Annotated in this window: 13 protein-coding genes; 10 read left to right on the top strand and 3 right to left on the bottom strand. The window is 47.4% G+C overall.

Annotation, left to right across the window (positions count from 1 at the left end; translation table 11 throughout):
* Positions 1 to 5: 5 nt before the first annotated feature.
* Complete coding sequence (locus tag MHH25_RS20185; protein ID WP_076318916.1) at positions 6 to 1814, bottom strand: sensor histidine kinase; 1809 nt, start codon at positions 1812 to 1814, stop codon at positions 6 to 8.
* Positions 1815 to 1945: 131 nt separating this feature from the next.
* Between MHH25_RS20185 and MHH25_RS20180 the strand changes: the two genes are divergently transcribed.
* The 9 genes from MHH25_RS20180 to glsA all read left to right on the top strand — a co-directional run bounded on the left by MHH25_RS20180 (position 1946) and on the right by glsA (position 12883).
* Positions 1946 to 3277, top strand: a complete 1332-nt coding sequence (locus tag MHH25_RS20180; RefSeq protein WP_036614581.1) for an extracellular solute-binding protein — start codon at positions 1946 to 1948, stop codon at positions 3275 to 3277.
* Positions 3278 to 3361: 84 nt separating this feature from the next.
* Entirely contained in the window at positions 3362 to 4240 is an 879-nt protein-coding gene (locus MHH25_RS20175; protein WP_036614579.1) for a sugar ABC transporter permease, read from the top strand.
* Entirely contained in the window at positions 4237 to 5073 is an 837-nt protein-coding gene (locus MHH25_RS20170) for a carbohydrate ABC transporter permease (RefSeq protein ID WP_076328020.1), read from the top strand. Before MHH25_RS20175 ends, MHH25_RS20170 begins: the two co-directional genes overlap by 4 nt.
* 13 nt (positions 5074 to 5086) lie before the next feature.
* Complete coding sequence (locus MHH25_RS20165) at positions 5087 to 6640, top strand: sugar hydrolase (protein WP_340017908.1); 1554 nt, start codon at positions 5087 to 5089, stop codon at positions 6638 to 6640.
* A gap of 536 nt (positions 6641 to 7176) precedes the next feature.
* Positions 7177 to 8838 (top strand): sensor histidine kinase, encoded by a 1662-nt coding sequence (locus MHH25_RS20160; RefSeq protein ID WP_235193990.1) that lies wholly within the window; start codon positions 7177 to 7179, stop codon positions 8836 to 8838.
* Between the two features lie 10 nt (positions 8839 to 8848).
* Positions 8849 to 9649, top strand: coding sequence for a LytTR family DNA-binding domain-containing protein (locus MHH25_RS20155; RefSeq protein ID WP_036674916.1), 801 nt, complete (start codon positions 8849 to 8851; stop codon positions 9647 to 9649).
* Between the two features lie 180 nt (positions 9650 to 9829).
* On the top strand, positions 9830 to 11065 hold the full coding sequence (locus MHH25_RS20150; protein WP_076319010.1) for an OFA family MFS transporter: 1236 nt from the start codon (positions 9830 to 9832) through the stop codon (positions 11063 to 11065).
* A 250-nt stretch (positions 11066 to 11315) separates the two neighbouring features.
* The gene (locus MHH25_RS20145; RefSeq protein ID WP_340017907.1) at positions 11316 to 11798 is read left to right on the top strand and encodes a GNAT family N-acetyltransferase; all 483 of its coding nucleotides are present in this window, start codon (positions 11316 to 11318) and stop codon (positions 11796 to 11798) included.
* 143 nt (positions 11799 to 11941) lie between these two features.
* Entirely contained in the window at positions 11942 to 12883 is a 942-nt protein-coding gene (gene glsA / locus MHH25_RS20140) for a glutaminase A (protein ID WP_076318921.1), read from the top strand.
* A gap of 216 nt (positions 12884 to 13099) precedes the next feature.
* Here glsA and MHH25_RS20135 read toward each other — a convergent pair whose 3' ends face one another.
* Complete coding sequence (locus MHH25_RS20135; protein ID WP_076318922.1) at positions 13100 to 13441, bottom strand: YolD-like family protein; 342 nt, start codon at positions 13439 to 13441, stop codon at positions 13100 to 13102.
* Entirely contained in the window at positions 13438 to 14682 is a 1245-nt protein-coding gene (locus MHH25_RS20130; protein WP_340017906.1) for a DNA polymerase IV, read from the bottom strand. The genes MHH25_RS20135 and MHH25_RS20130 overlap by 4 nt, the downstream gene beginning before the upstream one ends.
* Positions 14683 to 15539: 857 nt before the next feature.
* Here MHH25_RS20130 and MHH25_RS20125 point away from each other — a divergent pair.
* Entirely contained in the window at positions 15540 to 17765 is a 2226-nt protein-coding gene (locus MHH25_RS20125; protein ID WP_340017905.1) for a hypothetical protein, read from the top strand.
* Positions 17766 to 17775 lie beyond the last annotated feature (10 nt).

The raw sequence follows: 17775 nt of genomic DNA, 5'->3' as shown, positions 1-17775 counted from the left end.
CTTGGTCACCTCTTTTCCCAATTGGCCGGAATTTCGAGTGTAATTCGAGTTCCTGTATTCAAATCGGTATGAAACGAAAGGCCGTAACCCTCTCCGTAATACAAAGCAATTCGTGAATGCACGTTTTTGATGCCGATGCTTTGTTTATGCCTTTGACCAACGGTGACGAATTCAGGTGGCTGCTGGAGCAATTGTCGAAGTTCCTCCGCTTGTGTTGAGGACATGCCCACGCCATCGTCCCAGATCTCGAACACGATGCTGTCCCCCTGAAACAAACCGGTAATGGTAACGGAACCCTTCCCACGTTTGTTCTCCAACCCGTGATAGATGGCATTTTCCACGAGTGGTTGCAACAGAAGTTTCAGCATGCGACGACTCCGAATTTCCGGGTCTACATTCAGGTTGAACGCGAACTTGTCACCATACCGAATCTGCTGGATGGCCATGTAGTTTTCTACATGTTGAAGTTCTTCGCTGACCGCGACCAGCTCGCTGTCCGTTTTGATGCTGTAGCGGAACATGTCCCCGAGTGACTTGGTCATCACAACAATACTCTCGACTTCTTCGATCTCGGCAATGCTATTAATCGACTCCAGCGTATTGTAGAGGAAATGGGAGTTGATCTGTGCTTCCAATGCCTTCATCTGGGAGTCCAGCATGAGGATTTTATTCTGGTAACTCTCTCGGATATGTGTATCGATATCTTTCATCATTTTGTTGAACTCGTGGTAAAGGATGCCTATTTCATCGACTTGCCTTGTTACTTGAGGCTTGATGGTCACAAAACGATGAGATTTGGTTTTGCGCATCAGTTTGGTCAATTCGATGATGGGTTTGGTGATCAGGTTGGACAAGAAAAAGGAAAGTAGAAGGAAAATGACGGCACAGCTTACGGCCACGTATAACAGCAACTTTTGTGAGATGTTGTACTCCTCATACAACCGATCCATAGAGATGTTGGCAATCACGTTCCAATTGCGGCCGGGAACTTTCTGGATTACCGTCATCATGTTATCTTGGATTGATTTGTACTGTGAACTGTTTCCGACTTGATGCGTTGCCGCAGCCAGAGTATCGGAGAGAGGAGTGCCAACTCTACTTCCGTCGCTGGAGTACAGGATCTCGCCAGCGTCGTTCGCCAGATATAGATTGGACAAGCTTGGTGCCGGATTACGTTTTAGACCGTCAAAAATGTTCATACTGCAATCCAGCATAAACACGCCTAGGAACTCGTTGTTGTTGGGATCGTAGAGGGCTCTGGAGAAGCCAATGGATTCCTTGGCGTTAATGATGTAAGGTTTGACGCCAACTTCACCAATATACAAATCGCCTTTGCGCTGGATCGTATCCAGATACCATTCATCGCGAAGTGCGACATAATCGAGGCGTAGGTCTGTGCCGCTACTGCCATAGCTTATCCATTTGCCATCAGGTGTGAAAAGGTACAAACCATTGATGTAATTGTAACCAAGCAGAATGTTTTCAAAGATCAATTTCAATTTGCTGCGAATCATGAAGATTTCATATTGATCGTTGGTACCGTTCAACTTGATTAGTTCATCACTCACAGTGCTGTAAGCGGTTGCATTGGAAGACTGCTGAAGGAGTGTGACAGAGATCCGGTCGATGTTCTGCAAAATTTCCTCCATGCTCTTGACCGAATTGCCTATAGTTGTCGACGTCACGAGAGAGGTCTGCTCATTCACCAGCTTCGTGTAACTGCGATAGGAACTGACAGAAACAACGATAATTGGCACGATTGATACGAGGACGAGGACCAGAAAAAGTTTAGTTTTGATGTTGAACAGAATCATACGTGCTCCTCCCGCCATTTGTCAATTCTAAAAATAGTGCACCATACGAGCCAAAGCAAATGCACTTTTGCCCACCGTATGATGAGAATGTGCACAAAGCAAGAATAAACATGAATTGGGGGAATGACAAGATGAAAAAAAGAAAACGACTGTGGTCCCTAACTTTGGTACTGCTCTTGATGTTTCTGAGCGCATGCAGCTCCAGTAGCGAGGAGGGGGGCGGTACGGATACCAATAACGGGAGTACAGATGAGTCAGGAAAGCCAATTACGTTGACGATGATGCTTTCGGGAAACAAGGCATCCGAGGGAGAGGATTTCGAGCTGGAGACCTTGCCGCGCCTAGTCAAAGAGAAGTTCCCGAACATTAACTTGGAAGTACAAAAGTTGCCTGATGATCAATACAATACATCTGTTCGAACCAAGCTTGCGGCTGGACAGGGACCGGACATTTTCTGGATTTTCCCGAAAAATGCGGCTGGCGGTGTCATTGATTTTGCAAAGGCAGGCTTCGCTGCGGATCTGTCAGATCTAAAGTTCTGGGACAACATCAGCCAAGGAGCGAAGGAAGATATGTCCTATGAGGGTAAACCTTACGGCGTGGCCGAAGGGTTGGACTTCTTGGGCGTTTACTACAATAAGGAGTTGTTACAACAAGCGGGATATTCCGAGTTTCCGAAGGATTGGCCTTCGTTTCTGGATTTGTGTCAAAAGTTGCAGGCAGCGGGCGTAACGCCAATTGCGATGGGAGACAAGGACCCTTGGATGATCCAATTCGGAATGTATCCGATTGCAGCGAATGTCGTGTATCCGAATGAGCTGGATTTTGATGTCAAATTGCAGAACGGTGAAAAATCGCTGACTGATCCAAAGTGGATTCAAACCATATCCAAATACAAAGAGCTCTATGATAACAACTACGTCGTCAAAAACTCACTTGGCATTGGTAGTGCCCAATCTGCGCAGTTGTTTATCGACGGGAAAGCAGCAATGACCTTTACGGGAACATGGGATTATGCCTCCATGACGTCCAAAGGCGCTGCCGAATTTACTCGCGGATTCGCTTCATTACCAGGTAACGAGCCGGAACAGCCGGTGTTTGTATCTGCTGCAACATCTGCCGGATACGCTTTGAACGCCAAATCGGCAAACCTGGATGCAGCCAAGGAAGTACTGAACTACCTGTTTGATGGTGAATCCGATCTGTTCAAAGCATTTGTGGAAGCCAACAGTTCCATCAGCGTCTATAAGGACGTAGAACTTGAAAATGAATTGTTTAAGGAAGTGAATGACAACTATCAACAAACTGGAAATTCCATCTACTTTAGCAACCAGATGTGGCCAGCCGGAGTATCGGACGTCATGCAGGCTAAGTTTGCCGAAATTATTGCTGGACAGAAAACAACACCAGAAGATGTGGCAAACGCCATGGAAACCAAGTTTAGAGAGCTATGGAAAAACTAGAACCAAACGATGCTGTCTGCTGTAAAGGGGAGAATGATTGTCCTTCTTCCCTTGCCGCAGGCCCCTTGGAAAGGATGGAGCAGGATGAGCTCTACTGTAATGAAAAAGTCCATGTACTGGTTTGCTTTGCCGGCATTGATCTTCTACCTGACCTTCTGGATCTTCCCGATCCTGCGGTTGTTCCAGTACAGTATAACGGACTATAACGGGTACGCCCAAGCCTATAACTATATCGGTTTCGACAACTATAAGGAATTGTTCCGGAGCGACATCCTAGGCATTTCTTTAAAAAATACACTGATCTATACGTTTGTCACCGTCATAGCTGGCAATATCATCGGTTTGGCAATGGCATTACTGTTAAACATGAAAATAAGAGGAACCGGGATTTACCGTTCCCTGGCGTATATTCCCACTTTGTTCAGTGCGATTGTCGTCGGCTTTTTGTGGAGTTACGTCTATATGCCGGATTACGGGCTGATTTCTTCCTTTCTCGATAAACTGGGTATCGCAAATGAACTGAATTTCCTGGGTGATTACTCGACCGCACTGTATTCTATTATCTTCGTGGAAATCTGGAAGACGATCGGAACGACAATGATTATCTTCCTTGCAGGACTACAAACTGTTCCGAGCGACCTGTTGGAAGCCGGACGGATTGATGGCTGCGGCTCATGGAGATTGCTGCGACATGTGAAGATTCCATTACTGGCAACAGCAATTACAATCAACGTGACGTTAAGTTTGATCAATGGACTCAAAGCGTTCGACTTCCCGTTTATCATGACGAATGGCGGTCCCGGCACGGCTACCAACACGCTGATTTATACCATCTACAAGATGGCATTTACCGAACAACTCTTTGGTAAAGCTTCGGCTCTTGGTGTCATTTCCTTTGCCGTGATTATCGTCATTACCGCTGTTTTTGTCCTGAAAATGAACAAACGGGAGGTGTCGGCATGATGCTTCGTAAAGTTTTGGGGAAAGGGTCCGTTCAGGTCGTTGTGTTGTTGGTGATGGCGTTAAACCTGATTCCGTTAATTATTGCCTTTTCGACATCACTCCGAGATCCAAGCAACAACACAAATCCGCTGATCCTGTTCCGGGAGATGTCCTTTGCAAGTTACAAGGCTGCCTTCGACCGCATGCACTTTCCGGAAGCGCTATGGAACAGTGTGGTGTTAACCGGTGTATCGGTCGTGTTCGTTGTCCTGTTTGCGGCGATGGCGTCCTACCCGATGGCCCGTTTGAAGACAAAGCTAAGTAAGTTCATGTATTTGTTTTTTTTGTCCGGACTCGTGGTACCTGCGCAAATGGTATTGATACCGATCGTGCAAATGATCAATGCGCTGCATATCCCAACGAATCAATATACGCCTATTTTCATGTTCATTACGTGCAGTCTGCCGTTTTCAACTTTCCTGTACACGGGTTTCATTAGAAGCGGTGTGCCTGAGGAGGTAGAAGAAGCGGCGCACATCGACGGGGCGGGATTATTCCAACGGTTCTGGACCGTCGTGTTCCCCCTACTCATTCCGGTAACGGTTTCGGTCATTATTACACAAGGTGTCTGGATCTGGAACGATTATTTCTTCAATATGATCTTTATTTCCAGCGCAGGAGATTCACCGTTACCACTGGCCATGCTCGGATTTTTGGGCGATCAGCAAAATCCCACGCAGTGGAATGTCCTGTTTGCAGCGTGCTTTCTGTGCGCACTACCGTTGCTGCTGGCGTTCTTGTTCCTGCAAAAATATTTTATCGGTGGTATGACCGTTGGGGCGGTCAAAGGATAAGGAGGACACTGCAATGAGTGAAAAAGTGATAAACACAGCCTGGCTGGAAAAAGCGCAGGGTCTGATGCCGGAGCTTCGCCAGCAAAAGGTCTATCCGGAACGTATCGTGAGCGCAGTTCCGGATACGTCGGCTTTTCAGGGATGGCGTATCGAACCACTCGGCTTAGCAGAACAACTATCTGATCAAGTGTTGTGCAAGGGAGACAGTGTTACGCTGGATTTCGGGGAGCATCTCGTCGGTTATCTGACCTTGTCGCTTCTTAACGAACGTAGCAATGCAGATGCACCTCTCAGGTTGAAGCTCACATTTGGAGAAATGCCCTGTGAGGTCGGTGAGGATTTTGCAGAATATTCGGGTTGGCTTAGCCGTTCATGGCTTCAGGACGAGATCGTGAATATGGATGTGTTACCTGGCACGCTAACACTGGACCGTCGGTATGCCTTTCGGTATCTGAAAATCGAGGTGGTAGAAACGTCGATACGTTACGATATTCGAATTAACGATATATATTGCATGACGGTGACCTCAGCAGACATAGGGGCAGTACCTCAATTGCCTGAAGATATCGACACGGAGCTGCTGGAAATAGATCGCGTGTCCGTGAAGACACTCCGGGATTGCATGCAGATGGTATTCGAAGATGGACCGAAGCGCGATCGACGTTTATGGATCGGAGATCTTCGCCTTCAGGCCCTCGTCAATTATGAAACATTCGGCTGTAATGATCTCGTCAAGCGCTGTCTCTATCTCTTTGCCGGAACGAGATTAGAGGGAGGCCAGGTAGGAGCCTGTTTGTACGAACAACCGGAACCGTACGTGGACGACATTTACCTATATGACTATGCGTTGTTCTTTATTGCGACATTATGGGACTATTTTGAAGCTACCAAGGACAGGGAAACGTTGGAAGAACTTTGGCCGGTGGCTAGAGAACAGATTGAGATTGGGCTTAAACGACTTGATGAGCGGGGCATCGTAAGGGATGACGATACATGGTATTGTTTTCTGGACTGGCATGAAGAACTAAATAAACAGGCCGGTGCTCAGGCAGTTCTCATCTATAGTATGAAAAGGGGAAGGTCGATTGCCAAAGAACTAGAGTTGCCGGAGTCTGAGCAATGGATTAACGCACACATCAAAGACGCTGAGCAAGCAGCCCACACATATCTGTGGGATGGTGAAAAGGGCTTTTTCGTCAGTGGTGAAAAAAGACAGTTATCCTGGGCATCGCAAGTATGGATGGTACTGGCTGAGATCATGGATGCTCCAGCTTCCCGGCAATTACTTGATCGGTTAATGAGTAACGAAGAAGCTATTGGCATGACCACGCCGTACATGGTTCATCATTATGTTGATGCATTAATAATGTGCGGGGAAGAGGAGAAGGCACTGGAGCAGATCCGAAGGTATTGGGGCGGTATGCTGAAGGATGGAGCGGACACTTTCTGGGAGCTCTACGACCCGGACGACAAAACGTATTCTCCTTATGGTAGCAATTTGGTCAACAGTTATTGCCATGCTTGGAGCTGCACACCAAGTTATTTTATCAGGCGAAATTTTTCATGAATTTTGGACTTGAGGTCAACCAGGTACGTCTGGTTGGCCTTTTTGGATTAGTTTCAGATCGTATAGAGCCTGCCATGGCCTATTGTTTTTATTTTTATCTGTTTTTGTTCGTAACGTTAAAAGAACGAGTGGTTATTAATGAAGCGATAAATACGAATATTAAAATAAAGTTATATGGGTTTCCTTTAAGGTTGTAGACTTGAACGATGAGTGTCAGAGTTGAGATGCTTAAGATTATTCGCAGGACAATCGCCGATGAGCGATCGGGAATAATTGGAATAACATGACAACTGATTATAACATAGGTTTTTCTGGAGTCGGACATTTTCATAGAAGTTAAGGGACGAACTATGGTGTGCTTGGTGCAGTCTTGTTGATGCATTTTCACAAGATGGACTTTGCTTTCCACTGGGGGGAGCGGTAAACTGTTGCATACGAGCCTATGGATTAATGTCCTGGATTTTAAGTCAAAAAGGCGTGGCTGTGTCGGTATGCATTTTATGTTTCAAACAGATGTGGAGGAAGTACGATTGGAAATGTTTACGATGCTGCTGGGTTTATTTGAACGGGCGGCGCTGTTGATTATATTTTTATTCTTTCTGTCGAGGGTGCCAAGGTTTAGGCAGATTCTGCAAAAGGGGAAATTAAGGTGGCAGGAGTCTATTGCGGTTACCTTGTTATTCTGTGCTTTTGCCATTTTCGGGACATATACGGGCATTAATGTTGAAGGTTCACTGGTGAATGTGCGGATCATCGCCGTGTTATCGGGTGGTATTTTGTTCGGAGCGCCTGTGGGTATTATTACGGGGATTGTCTCCGGGGTGCATCGGTATTTGATCGATATGGATGGAGTCACAGCTATACCGTGTCTAATCACGAGTATCTTGGCAGGTCTGGTCTCCGGATATATACATAAGTACACGCCTAAGCCTAAGCGATGGATTATCGGTATTGGTGCCGGAATGATCTGTGAAGCGCTCACGATGTTATTAATCCTGCTATTTTCCTATCCCGATCCACTGGGTGCCGATATTGTATCGAAGATTGCGCTGCCTATGATTCTGGGTGAAGTCAACATTGGGCTGATTGTGCTCTTGGTGCAGAGTGTTGAAGGGGAAAAGGAAATGATTGCGGCTCGTCAGGCGAAGCTCGCGCTGGAGATTGCAAACAAAACCTTGCCGTATTTCCGTTCGATTGATGAGGATTCTCTGCGCAAAATTTGCCGGATTATTCAGGAGGATATTCAGGCTGACGCGGTTGCAATTACGGATACCCGGAATGTACTGGCTTATGTAGGATTTGGCGAGGAACGATATCATATCGGTAATGAAATTATAAGTGAGATGACCAAGAAGACGATATCTAGCGGGGAGATTACGATCAGTAATGATGTGATTGATGAAAAAACACCCGATATCCACTCACTGTTAATCATTCCGCTCAAAGAACGAGGAGACATTACAGGTGCGCTCAAAATCTATTATCGCAAAGCGTACAAAATTACGTATCCATTACAAACGATGGCTGTAGGTCTATCGCAGATCATCTCGACCCAGATGGAGGTTTCGCGGGTAGAAGAGATCAAGGCTGCTGCCAACAAAGCAGAGCTACGTGCGTTACAGACAACCATTCATCCTCATTTTCTGTTTAATGCATTAAATGCGATTGCATCGTCCATCCGAACCAAACCGGATCGAGCGCGCGAGCTGATTGTGAACCTATCCGGGTACATGCGCTACAATCTGGAGCTGTCGGATGAGTTAATTGATATTCATAAGGAACTGGAGCAGGTCCGTAATTATGTAGAGATTGAGAAAGCTCGCTTTGGTAGCCGACTTAACGTGATCTATGACATTGATGAGGTCGCGGTGCATATTCCGAGTCTCGTTATCCAGCCGCTCGTCGAAAATGCAATTATTCATGGCATTCTCAAGGTCAAAGGACCCGGGACTGTTCGAATTCGGGTACAAGATTATCCGGAGTTTGTGCGAATTAGTGTCAGTGATACAGGTGCAGGCATCAGTGCAGATATTATTGAACGGGTCTACCACGACCGTATGCCTGGTAACCAGATCGGGCTATATAATGTGCATCGCCGGGTCAAGCTTATCTACGGACAAGGTGTAACCATTACAAGGCTGGAACAAGGAACCGATATTTTATTTGATGTGCCCAAAGGAGATGTCGTAACAAGGTGATGATGGATCAATGAGAGCTCTTATTGTGGAAGACGAGATTCTGGCAAGTGAGGAATTGAATTATTTAATCCAGGAACATAGTCAGATTGAAGTTGTGGACCGCCTTGAAGACGGGCTGGATGTACTGAAATTTTTGCAGGAACAAGAAGTAGATGTCATTTTCCTTGATATCAATATTCCCTCGCTGGACGGTATGATGCTGGCCCATCATATTGGGAAGTTTGCAACGAAACCCTACATTGTATTTACGACGGCGTATAAGGAACATGCAGCGGAAGCCTTTGAGTTGGAGGCATTTGATTATATTCTGAAGCCGTATGACGAGAAACGAATTGCTGCAATGCTCCATAAGCTGGAGCTCGCATTCAAACGTGATCATGCGCCGGTGAAGCAACATGTTGAGGATGGACCAGCCCCTACGGCGGACGGATCTGCTGCGCATGGTGAACTGGTACGAGAACGAGATACGAATTCCCATACAGATAGAAGAATTAATTTGCTGCGGAATGACAATATTATTGTTACGGATACGGCAGATATCTACTATGCGGAAGCACAAGAGAAAGTGACGAAGGTATATACCAAAAATGGGGAGTTCACCATGCCAGTGAGCATATCGGATTTTCACAGCCGTCTGCCACAGGATACGTTCTTTCGCTGCCACCGTTCGTACGTCGTAAATCTGTCGCAAATCCGTGAAATTGTACCTTGGTTCAACAATACGTATCTGCTCCGTCTGCGCGATTTGGAAGCTGAAGTGCCCGTGAGTCGTGGGAAGGTCAAAGAATTCAGGCAACTCATGCGCATCTAGAAGCATTTCATTCCGCATCTGATGCAACTCATGCTCAAAACGGTGTGATGAATCCCCTTTCATGTATGATTAGCTTGTGAACGCATTCATGTATATGACATCGGCAAAGGGGAGATCACGATGAAAGCAACAATTTCATCCGTTTCATCAACACCTGAATCAACTTCTGCACCTACAAAAATGAACCGCTGGCTTATTGTATTGGGGACCATCATTGTACAAATGGGTCTTGGAACCATCTATACTTGGAGTTTATTTAATCAACCGTTGTCTGATCATTTCGGATGGGACGTCAGCTCGGTCGCGATAACTTTTTCAATTACCAGTTTTGCTTTGGCTTTTGCCACATTGTTTGCAGGACGATTGCAGGAACGTTGGGGTCTTCAGCGTCTGATCCGTGTAGCCGGGGTTGTGCTTGGGCTGGGTCTTATTCTGAGTTCTCAAGTCACCTCGTTAACACTGCTGTACATTTTGGCTGGATTTGTTGTTGGTTTTGCAGATGGTACGGCGTATATTACGTCGCTGTCTAATCTGATCAAATGGTTCCCGGAGCGTAAAGGTCTGATCTCGGGGATCTCGGTCGGAGCCTTTGGTACCGGTAGTTTATTGTTCAAATATGTGAACACGGCATTGATTGGTGCCGTTGGTCCTGCTCAGGCATTTATGTACTGGGGCATTATCGTTCTGGTTCTGGTCGTTGCGGGATCATTCCTGATCCGTGAAGCGGTTGTTCGTGAACAGGCTCTGGCAAGCAAGGAAGGATCCAAACAAGTCGTAGCACGTCATGATTACACGGTGAAAGAGATGCTGCGTACAAAAGAAGCGTACATGCTGTTTGTTATTTTCTTCACGGCGTGTATGAGCGGTCTGTACCTGATCGGTATTGTTAAAGATATCGGTGTACAGCTTGCAGGTCTTGATGTAGCTACCGCTGCAAACGCAGTGGCCATGGTTGCAATCTTTAACACGGCAGGACGTATTATTCTCGGTGCGCTGTCGGATAAAGTAGGACGAATGAAAGTCATCGCTGGTGCGCTGCTGGTTACAGCCGTAGCTGTCATGACACTTAGTCTGGTTCCACTGACCTTCGGGATCTTCTTCGCCTGTGTGGCGGCCGTTGCATTCTGCTTCGGTGGTAACATTACGGTATTCCCGGCGATTGTGGCCGATTACTTCGGATTGAAAAATCAGAGCAAAAACTATGGTGTCATCTATCAGGGATTTGGATTTGGTGCTTTGGCTGGATCATTCATCAGCGCCCTGCTGGGCGGATTCCATCTGACCTTCATCGTGATTGCTGTACTCTGTGCTGTCTCGCTGTTGCTCGCACTGATCATCACCCCTCCAGGTGAAGGTCGTCGTGCTCGTCAACGTGAAAAACAGATGAACCTTAACCCTTCATCACGGGCAAGCTAACAACATGCACTGGAAGTACGGAACTGAGGATATTTCTTCATCTTAAAAAGCAAATTAAAAACAAAGCGGTCTCCAGATGAGGCCGCTTTTTGGTATCTACAGTTGTCAGATTGCTGACTTGTTGGCCTATCGGATCATCTGGCTGCCTGCAAGCGTGGTGCCTTGTGTGCATTCCATCATTCGCATCTGTTATACTCTAGGTGAATTCAACAAGACCAAGATAAGTTATGTACCCTAGAGGAGGCACATCATGAAGTTCATTAAATACACACAACCTGATTTTGATGATTATTATGCATTGGTTTCCAATATGGAAGTAATGAAACAGATTACAGAACGTGCAATACCTGAGCAAGAGGCGAGAACGCAATTTGAGTCTATGCTGGAGTTTAATGAGCGTTCCACTTGCGGACATTACCGAGTATATAGTGAAGATGGTGCCGGTGTGGCGTATGCCAAATTGATTCCGGATCAGGAGGACCCGATCAAGGCTGAGATAGGTTACATGATCCTACCTGAACATTGGGGCAAAGGTCAAGGCACATCCATAGCGTCACGGTTGATTATTCAGGCACAAGCCGCAGGGATTGGATCACTCTATGCAGTTATCGATCCGGGTAACGCTGCTTCTCGCCGGATCTTGACCAGACAGAACTTTATATCCACTTGGACAGGCGATTACGATGGTCTTCCTGGTGAGATTTTGGAGTTAAATCTTCAAACGAAGCGGTAAAGGAACTGTTCTGAGGGTAATCAGATAATACAGGACATCTTGCATGAGATGGCTGGAACTCATTATCATCATGGTGCATGGGTTCACCCATGTACATTTCATGCAAGATGCTTGCTTATATAGAGATGTGGAGGAGATGACATATGAGCAATTCAACCATGGGACGTCTGAATGCATTACTGCCGGAGTGGCTGGAGACCAGTCGTTTGCACACCGGGCAAGGTAAGGTGGCTTCTTATATCCCGGAGCTTGTCAAAGCCTCTCAGGATGAGCTTGGTATACATATCATGGACGCCGAAGGGAACCATGTGTCGGCAGGGGATTGCGGTGTTCCATTTACGATGCAAAGTATCTCCAAAGTATTTACCCTTATTCTGGCCCTGATGGATCATGGGGAAGAAGCGGTTTTCTTTAATGTAGGAAAAGAACCGACAGGCGACGATTACGATTCGATGATCAAGCTTGAATTGGTTGAACCCGGAATCCCATTTAATCCATTAATCAATGCGGGTGCGATTACGGTGTCCTCGCTTGTTGGAGGAGACTGTAAGGAAGAAAAATCACGCCGTATTCTGGAGTTTTTCCGCAAACTGGCGAATAATGATCAGCTGGGCTATAACGAAGAGGTGTTTCAGTCCGAATCGGAGAGTGGTCATATGAATCGTTCACTTGGCTACTTTTTGAAGCACAACGGAGTCATTAAGGATGACGTTGAAGACGTGCTTGCCGTGTATTTCCGTCATTGCTCCATTGAAGTGACGTGTGCAGATCTGTCTCGAATGTCACTCGTTCTGGCCTATAATGGAACAGATCCAATTACGGGAGAAGAACTCATCCCTCGTCGCTATGTTCAGATTGCCAAAACCTTCATGACCACCTGTGGTATGTATAATGCATCAGGCGAATTTGCCATCGAGGTTGGCTTGCCCGCCAAAAGTGGAGTATCCGGAGGGATATTGACCCTTGTACCGGGACAATTCGGCATAGGTCTTGTTGGCCCGGCTCTGAATCGCAAAGGCAACAGTATTGCCGGCGTGCATCTGCTGGAGCGTCTGTCCAAGGAATTCGACTGGAGCTTTTTCTAAGAAGTTTTTCAGAAAAAAGAAGCATTACCCTTATATGTAGCCGATGAATCACATATCTGATATTTTGCTTCTTTAGAACGAAGTGAATGGTCTGGATATGTCTCGTCGGCTACTTTTGGTATTCACCTGGAAGTGTAGGAAGACAGTCCTGCATGGCAACGGGTATGCTGCATCTATCATGGAATATCCACAACATCGGGGTGGGTATATCCCCCTTCAGTCATCGGCTAGGGCCACATCTGTAATGAGGTTCATCTGAATATCCCGGGACCCATCTTCCATCAGTAGTCTGAGGGTCCGGGCAGGACGGTCCAGCCGAAGCACCTGCCCCGTGTAACGGATATCGTCATGTTCGTGAAACAACGTAATGGTAACGATATCTCCAAGCATCATCGAGTTGCTGAGCAAACGGGACATTTCTTCCGCGGCCTGGGCATCCAGGGATGGGCGGGTACGAGGAGCAAGTTGTTCCTGATGAAGAATGTAGGCTTCCCGGTGTTCGGGGAGCATCATGCGTGAGGACTCGAAGATACCGTTGTGCTGCAATTTTTTACTCATTTATAATGACCTCCAATTTTATGAGAACGTTCATGGGCTTGCGCGGAAGAGCAGAGGGAGGATGCCCGCATGATGGCGGTTTCTCCGTACCTGCTCTTGATATCATCCGTGGCACGTTCCAGTTCTCTTTTACGTTCACGATCATCGAACCAGGACAGCTGCACTTCAGAATCGGGTATAAGTCCGGTCAATGACACGCTGATGCGGCGGATGGGTAATCCGTCCCAATGGCGCAGGAACAGAGCTGCTGCCGCATCGTATACTTCATCCGTAATGTTGGTGGGTTCATTCACCTTCATCTGGCGGGAGAAACCAGTTGGCCGATCATAATCCTGTCCGCGACATCCAACCGAGACCACATGGCCCATGAGTGATTTGTCCCGGGAACGTCGACTGACGAGCTCTGCCAGTTCAAGCAGTACCACTTTGATATCTTCCCAGGAGTCATAGTCCTGGGGCAGCGTCATTTGATGTCCGATCCCCTGTTGCTGATGAGCATAGGTCCCGGGTTTGACCGGGGAATCGTCAATACCGCGAGCGATACGCCACAGTACCTCGCCATTCACCCCCCAACGTTCTCTTAGTCGGGACAGTGGGGTCTGGGCCAGATCACCAATGGTATGAATGCCCATCTTGTAGAGATGCTGCGCCATGCGGGAACCAACCATGAACATGTCTCGAACAGGCTTTTCCCAGATGGTTGAAGGCAGATCTTTGCGAGGCAGCGTGCAGATGCCTCCCGGGACTTTTTTGGCATACAGATCACAGGCCATCTTGCTAACGACCTTGGTATCGCTGATACCGATTCGAATATACACACCCGTCTCATCCATCACCCTCGATTGAATGCTGCGTGCAATCGTCTCGGGACTGCCGAACAGATCCAGGCTTCCGGTGACATCGAGAAACTGTTCATCAATACTATAGGGTTCCACCAGATCGGTGTAAGACTGAAGGATACGCGTAATATGAAGGGATACCCGAATGTACTCGGCCATCCGGGGGCGAACAACAACAACATCTGGACATTTGGCGAGCGCTTCGCCCAGTCGTTCTGCTGTCGTAATTCCATAGGACTTGGCGAGTGGACAGGCCGCAAGAATAATACCCGAACGGCGCGCCGGATCTCCCGCGACTACGAGGGGGCGGTCCTTGTATTCGGGATGTGCAGACTTCTCCACACTGGCATAGAATGACTGGCAGTCTGCCAGCATGATGACACGTCTGTCTTGGCGGGGCATAAGACTTCTCTCCTTATTCGTGATGCTAAGCTCTTATGTTAAGAAGCAATTATTTTTATTTGAACATCGATAATTAACAGTTTATTTACAGTATGGAACAAGTGTTCTTGTTTTATAAGCATATCTGACAATTCGAAATGCGGCAACCGGAATTATTTTGCAAATTGGACACAATTATGGGTTAGCCATATTAGAGGCAGAAATTAGGAAATAAGATGTGCTTTTTTACATTTAATGTGAGAGATCCATGACCTACGGTTGATGACCGGGCGTTCATTTGGGTTTTTGTAAAAGGGTTATAAATGGGCACAGTCCTATAGAGGGGGACTGACGTCCTTTTTTGATTTTCTGCATTTTTCAGAAAACCTTGATGTGACGCGGAATATCGCTGATGCGTTATCGGACTATAGTATCAATTTTGTAATCTTTATGGTTAATACTGTAAAAAGGTCCGCAACTTTAAATAATGACTCGCGTTTAATGGGGTATGTGTTCCAACGGCAAACGTTGCCTGTACCCGCGTTGCACATAACAATATAGGTTCCAGAATTGCAAGATCAGCAGGGCACCAATACCATGCGATTCCAGCAGATATTAGTGTTCGGGAATCAGACGTATCTCAGAGGCTTCCCGGTGCTAGTTGATGGCTCTTTTTACGAATTATGGGCAGAATGTTCCATTTCATGTTTGCTTCCATCAGCCTAGTTACAAATGCAGAGTCTTAGCGCTATAGTGAGAACTACACCGCTGACATCTCTACCAAGCGGACATCCGAAGCGGAAAGATTCGTAAACTTCATGTTGGACCATTCGATGTTGAAGCAGGATGCATATTAGAGAGGTGAGCAATCTAAAGACATGAGCAGACAAAGACGAAGACGCTGGCTATTAACGGTGTTGACAGGAGCAGTGGTGGTGACCGGTGGGATATTTGCCGGATGGCACTATATGCTACCCAAGCTCGTTACGTACACAGCGGAGAACGGCACGGAGATGAAATTCAAGACCGATGGAGACCGGTTCATGGAATACGGGCCAGATGGAACGTGGAGGGAGATGTTCGTCAAAGGTGTCAACCTGGGCGCAACTTCACCGGGGCATTACCCGGGAGAATTCCCGCTGACCAAAGAGGATTACTTGCGGTGGTTCCAGCAGATCGAGGATCTGGGAGCCAATGTAATCCGGGTATACACGGTTCACGAACCGATTTTCTACTCCGCATTGGTCGAATATAACCGCGGCCGGGAGCAACCGTTATATTTTATACAGGGCATATGGTCACCTGAAGAAGAGTTAATTGAGAAGCAGGATGCCTATGCGGCGCATATTGAGCAGACGTTCAAGCAGGAGATTGAAAAGGCCGTATCTGCTGTCTATGGCGATGCGGACATTCCTGCCAAGCAGGGAGAGTCCAGCGGCAAATACAAAACGAATGCAGGAAAATACCTGATGGCCTGGCATGTGGGGACGGAATGGGACCCGGCAATGGTAGACAACACAAACGCAAAACATGCGGACGTGCCGCAGTACAAGGGAGTTCATTTCTCGGCGAGTCCAGAAGCGTCACCGTTCGAGAACTGGCTGGCAGAGCTGCTGGATCATACGGCGGTCCTGGAGAAGAAGTATGGGTGGGAACATCCGATGACCTTCACCAACTGGGTAACGACCGATGTGCTGGATCATCCCGGCGAGCCGCTGTATGAAGAGGATCTCGTCAGTGTGGATGCCCGACATATTCAGCCGGAGGCGTGGCAGGGAGGTTATTTTGCAGCCTACCATGTGTACCCGTATTACCCGGATCTGTTCCATATCGATAAAACACTCCAAACCATCAAGGATGAGAACGGTGAGTACAACACGTACAAAAGTTATCTGCGCAAGCTGAAAGCCGAGTTTTCCGATATGCCTGTAATGATTACAGAGTATGGCGTACCCTCTTCTCTTGGTATTTCCCATCTGGGTATGGGAGGACGGAATCAGGGTGGACATAACGAAGTAGAGCAGGGAGATATTGACGCGTCACTGACGCAGGATATCTATGATGAAGGATACTCGGGAGCAATTGTGTTCATGTGGCAGGATGAATGGTTCAAAAAAACATGGAACACGATGCCACTGGAAATCCCGGCTGATCGCCGTGCATATTGGCTGAACGTACTGACAAACGAGAAGATGTTTGGTCTGCTTGCCATGGACCCCGGTAAACAGGAACAGTTGACCATCGACGGATCACTGGATGACTGGGATGATCTGAAGGATGAAGAGGTCACGACCTGGCAGGGCCAAGTGGACGGCATTCAGGAAATGAAGATGACCCATGATGAAGCCTATCTGTATATTGGGCTGACCTTGGATCAACCGTTTGAACCGGCTAAGACAGTGCTGCGAATTGGGACCGATACACTTGCTGGAGGCAGTCAGCCTGACAAGTTACTCCCGGGCCGGACGCTCAGTGATGGTCTTGAGACGGTGATTACACTGGGGCAGGATGAAGAATCACAGGTGGAGATTGCTAAGGATTATGACTTTAATCAGCGTCTGTACGGCAAAGAAGGATACGACATGCTGCCAGATCAGCAGTCCGATTCCGCAGATCCGTTCCACCCATGGAATCTGGCAGTCAGCCTGAGGATGACACCGCCGGATACCCGATCTGCTCAACCGTTCATGAATGAAAAGGTCGGAACATTGAAACGGGGAACGACAGCTCCCGGCCAGTCCGATACGGATTCATTAACGGCATGGCAGTATAACGGCTATCAGGTGGAGATGCGAATTCCCTGGATGCTGCTCGGGTTCGGTGATCCGAGTTCGCTGCAAGTGATCGACTATGGACCGCTCAAGAATGGACGTGAGTTCTCCACAGTTGCTGTGGAAGGCGTTACGCTCATTCCGTGGTTAACGGACCGCGCCACGAAGAAAGTATCCTGGCCTGGGGGTGAACAGACGACCCTGGACCTGAAGACTTTGCCGGTATACAGCTGGCAGCCTTGGGAGCAGGTGCAGTATAGTGAACGTCTGAAGATAAGCTACGAAAAAATGAAGAAGAGCTATGAAAAAATTCCTAGTTTTCAGATCGAATAAATGAGTATAA

Origin of the sequence: Paenibacillus sp. FSL H3-0457 (assembly GCF_037981725.1) — a bacterium.
In the GTDB taxonomy this organism is placed as follows: domain Bacteria; phylum Bacillota; class Bacilli; order Paenibacillales; family Paenibacillaceae; genus Paenibacillus; species Paenibacillus amylolyticus.
The sequence above is the reverse complement of the archived record's forward strand: the minus strand, read 5'-3'. Positions and strand labels throughout refer to the sequence as shown.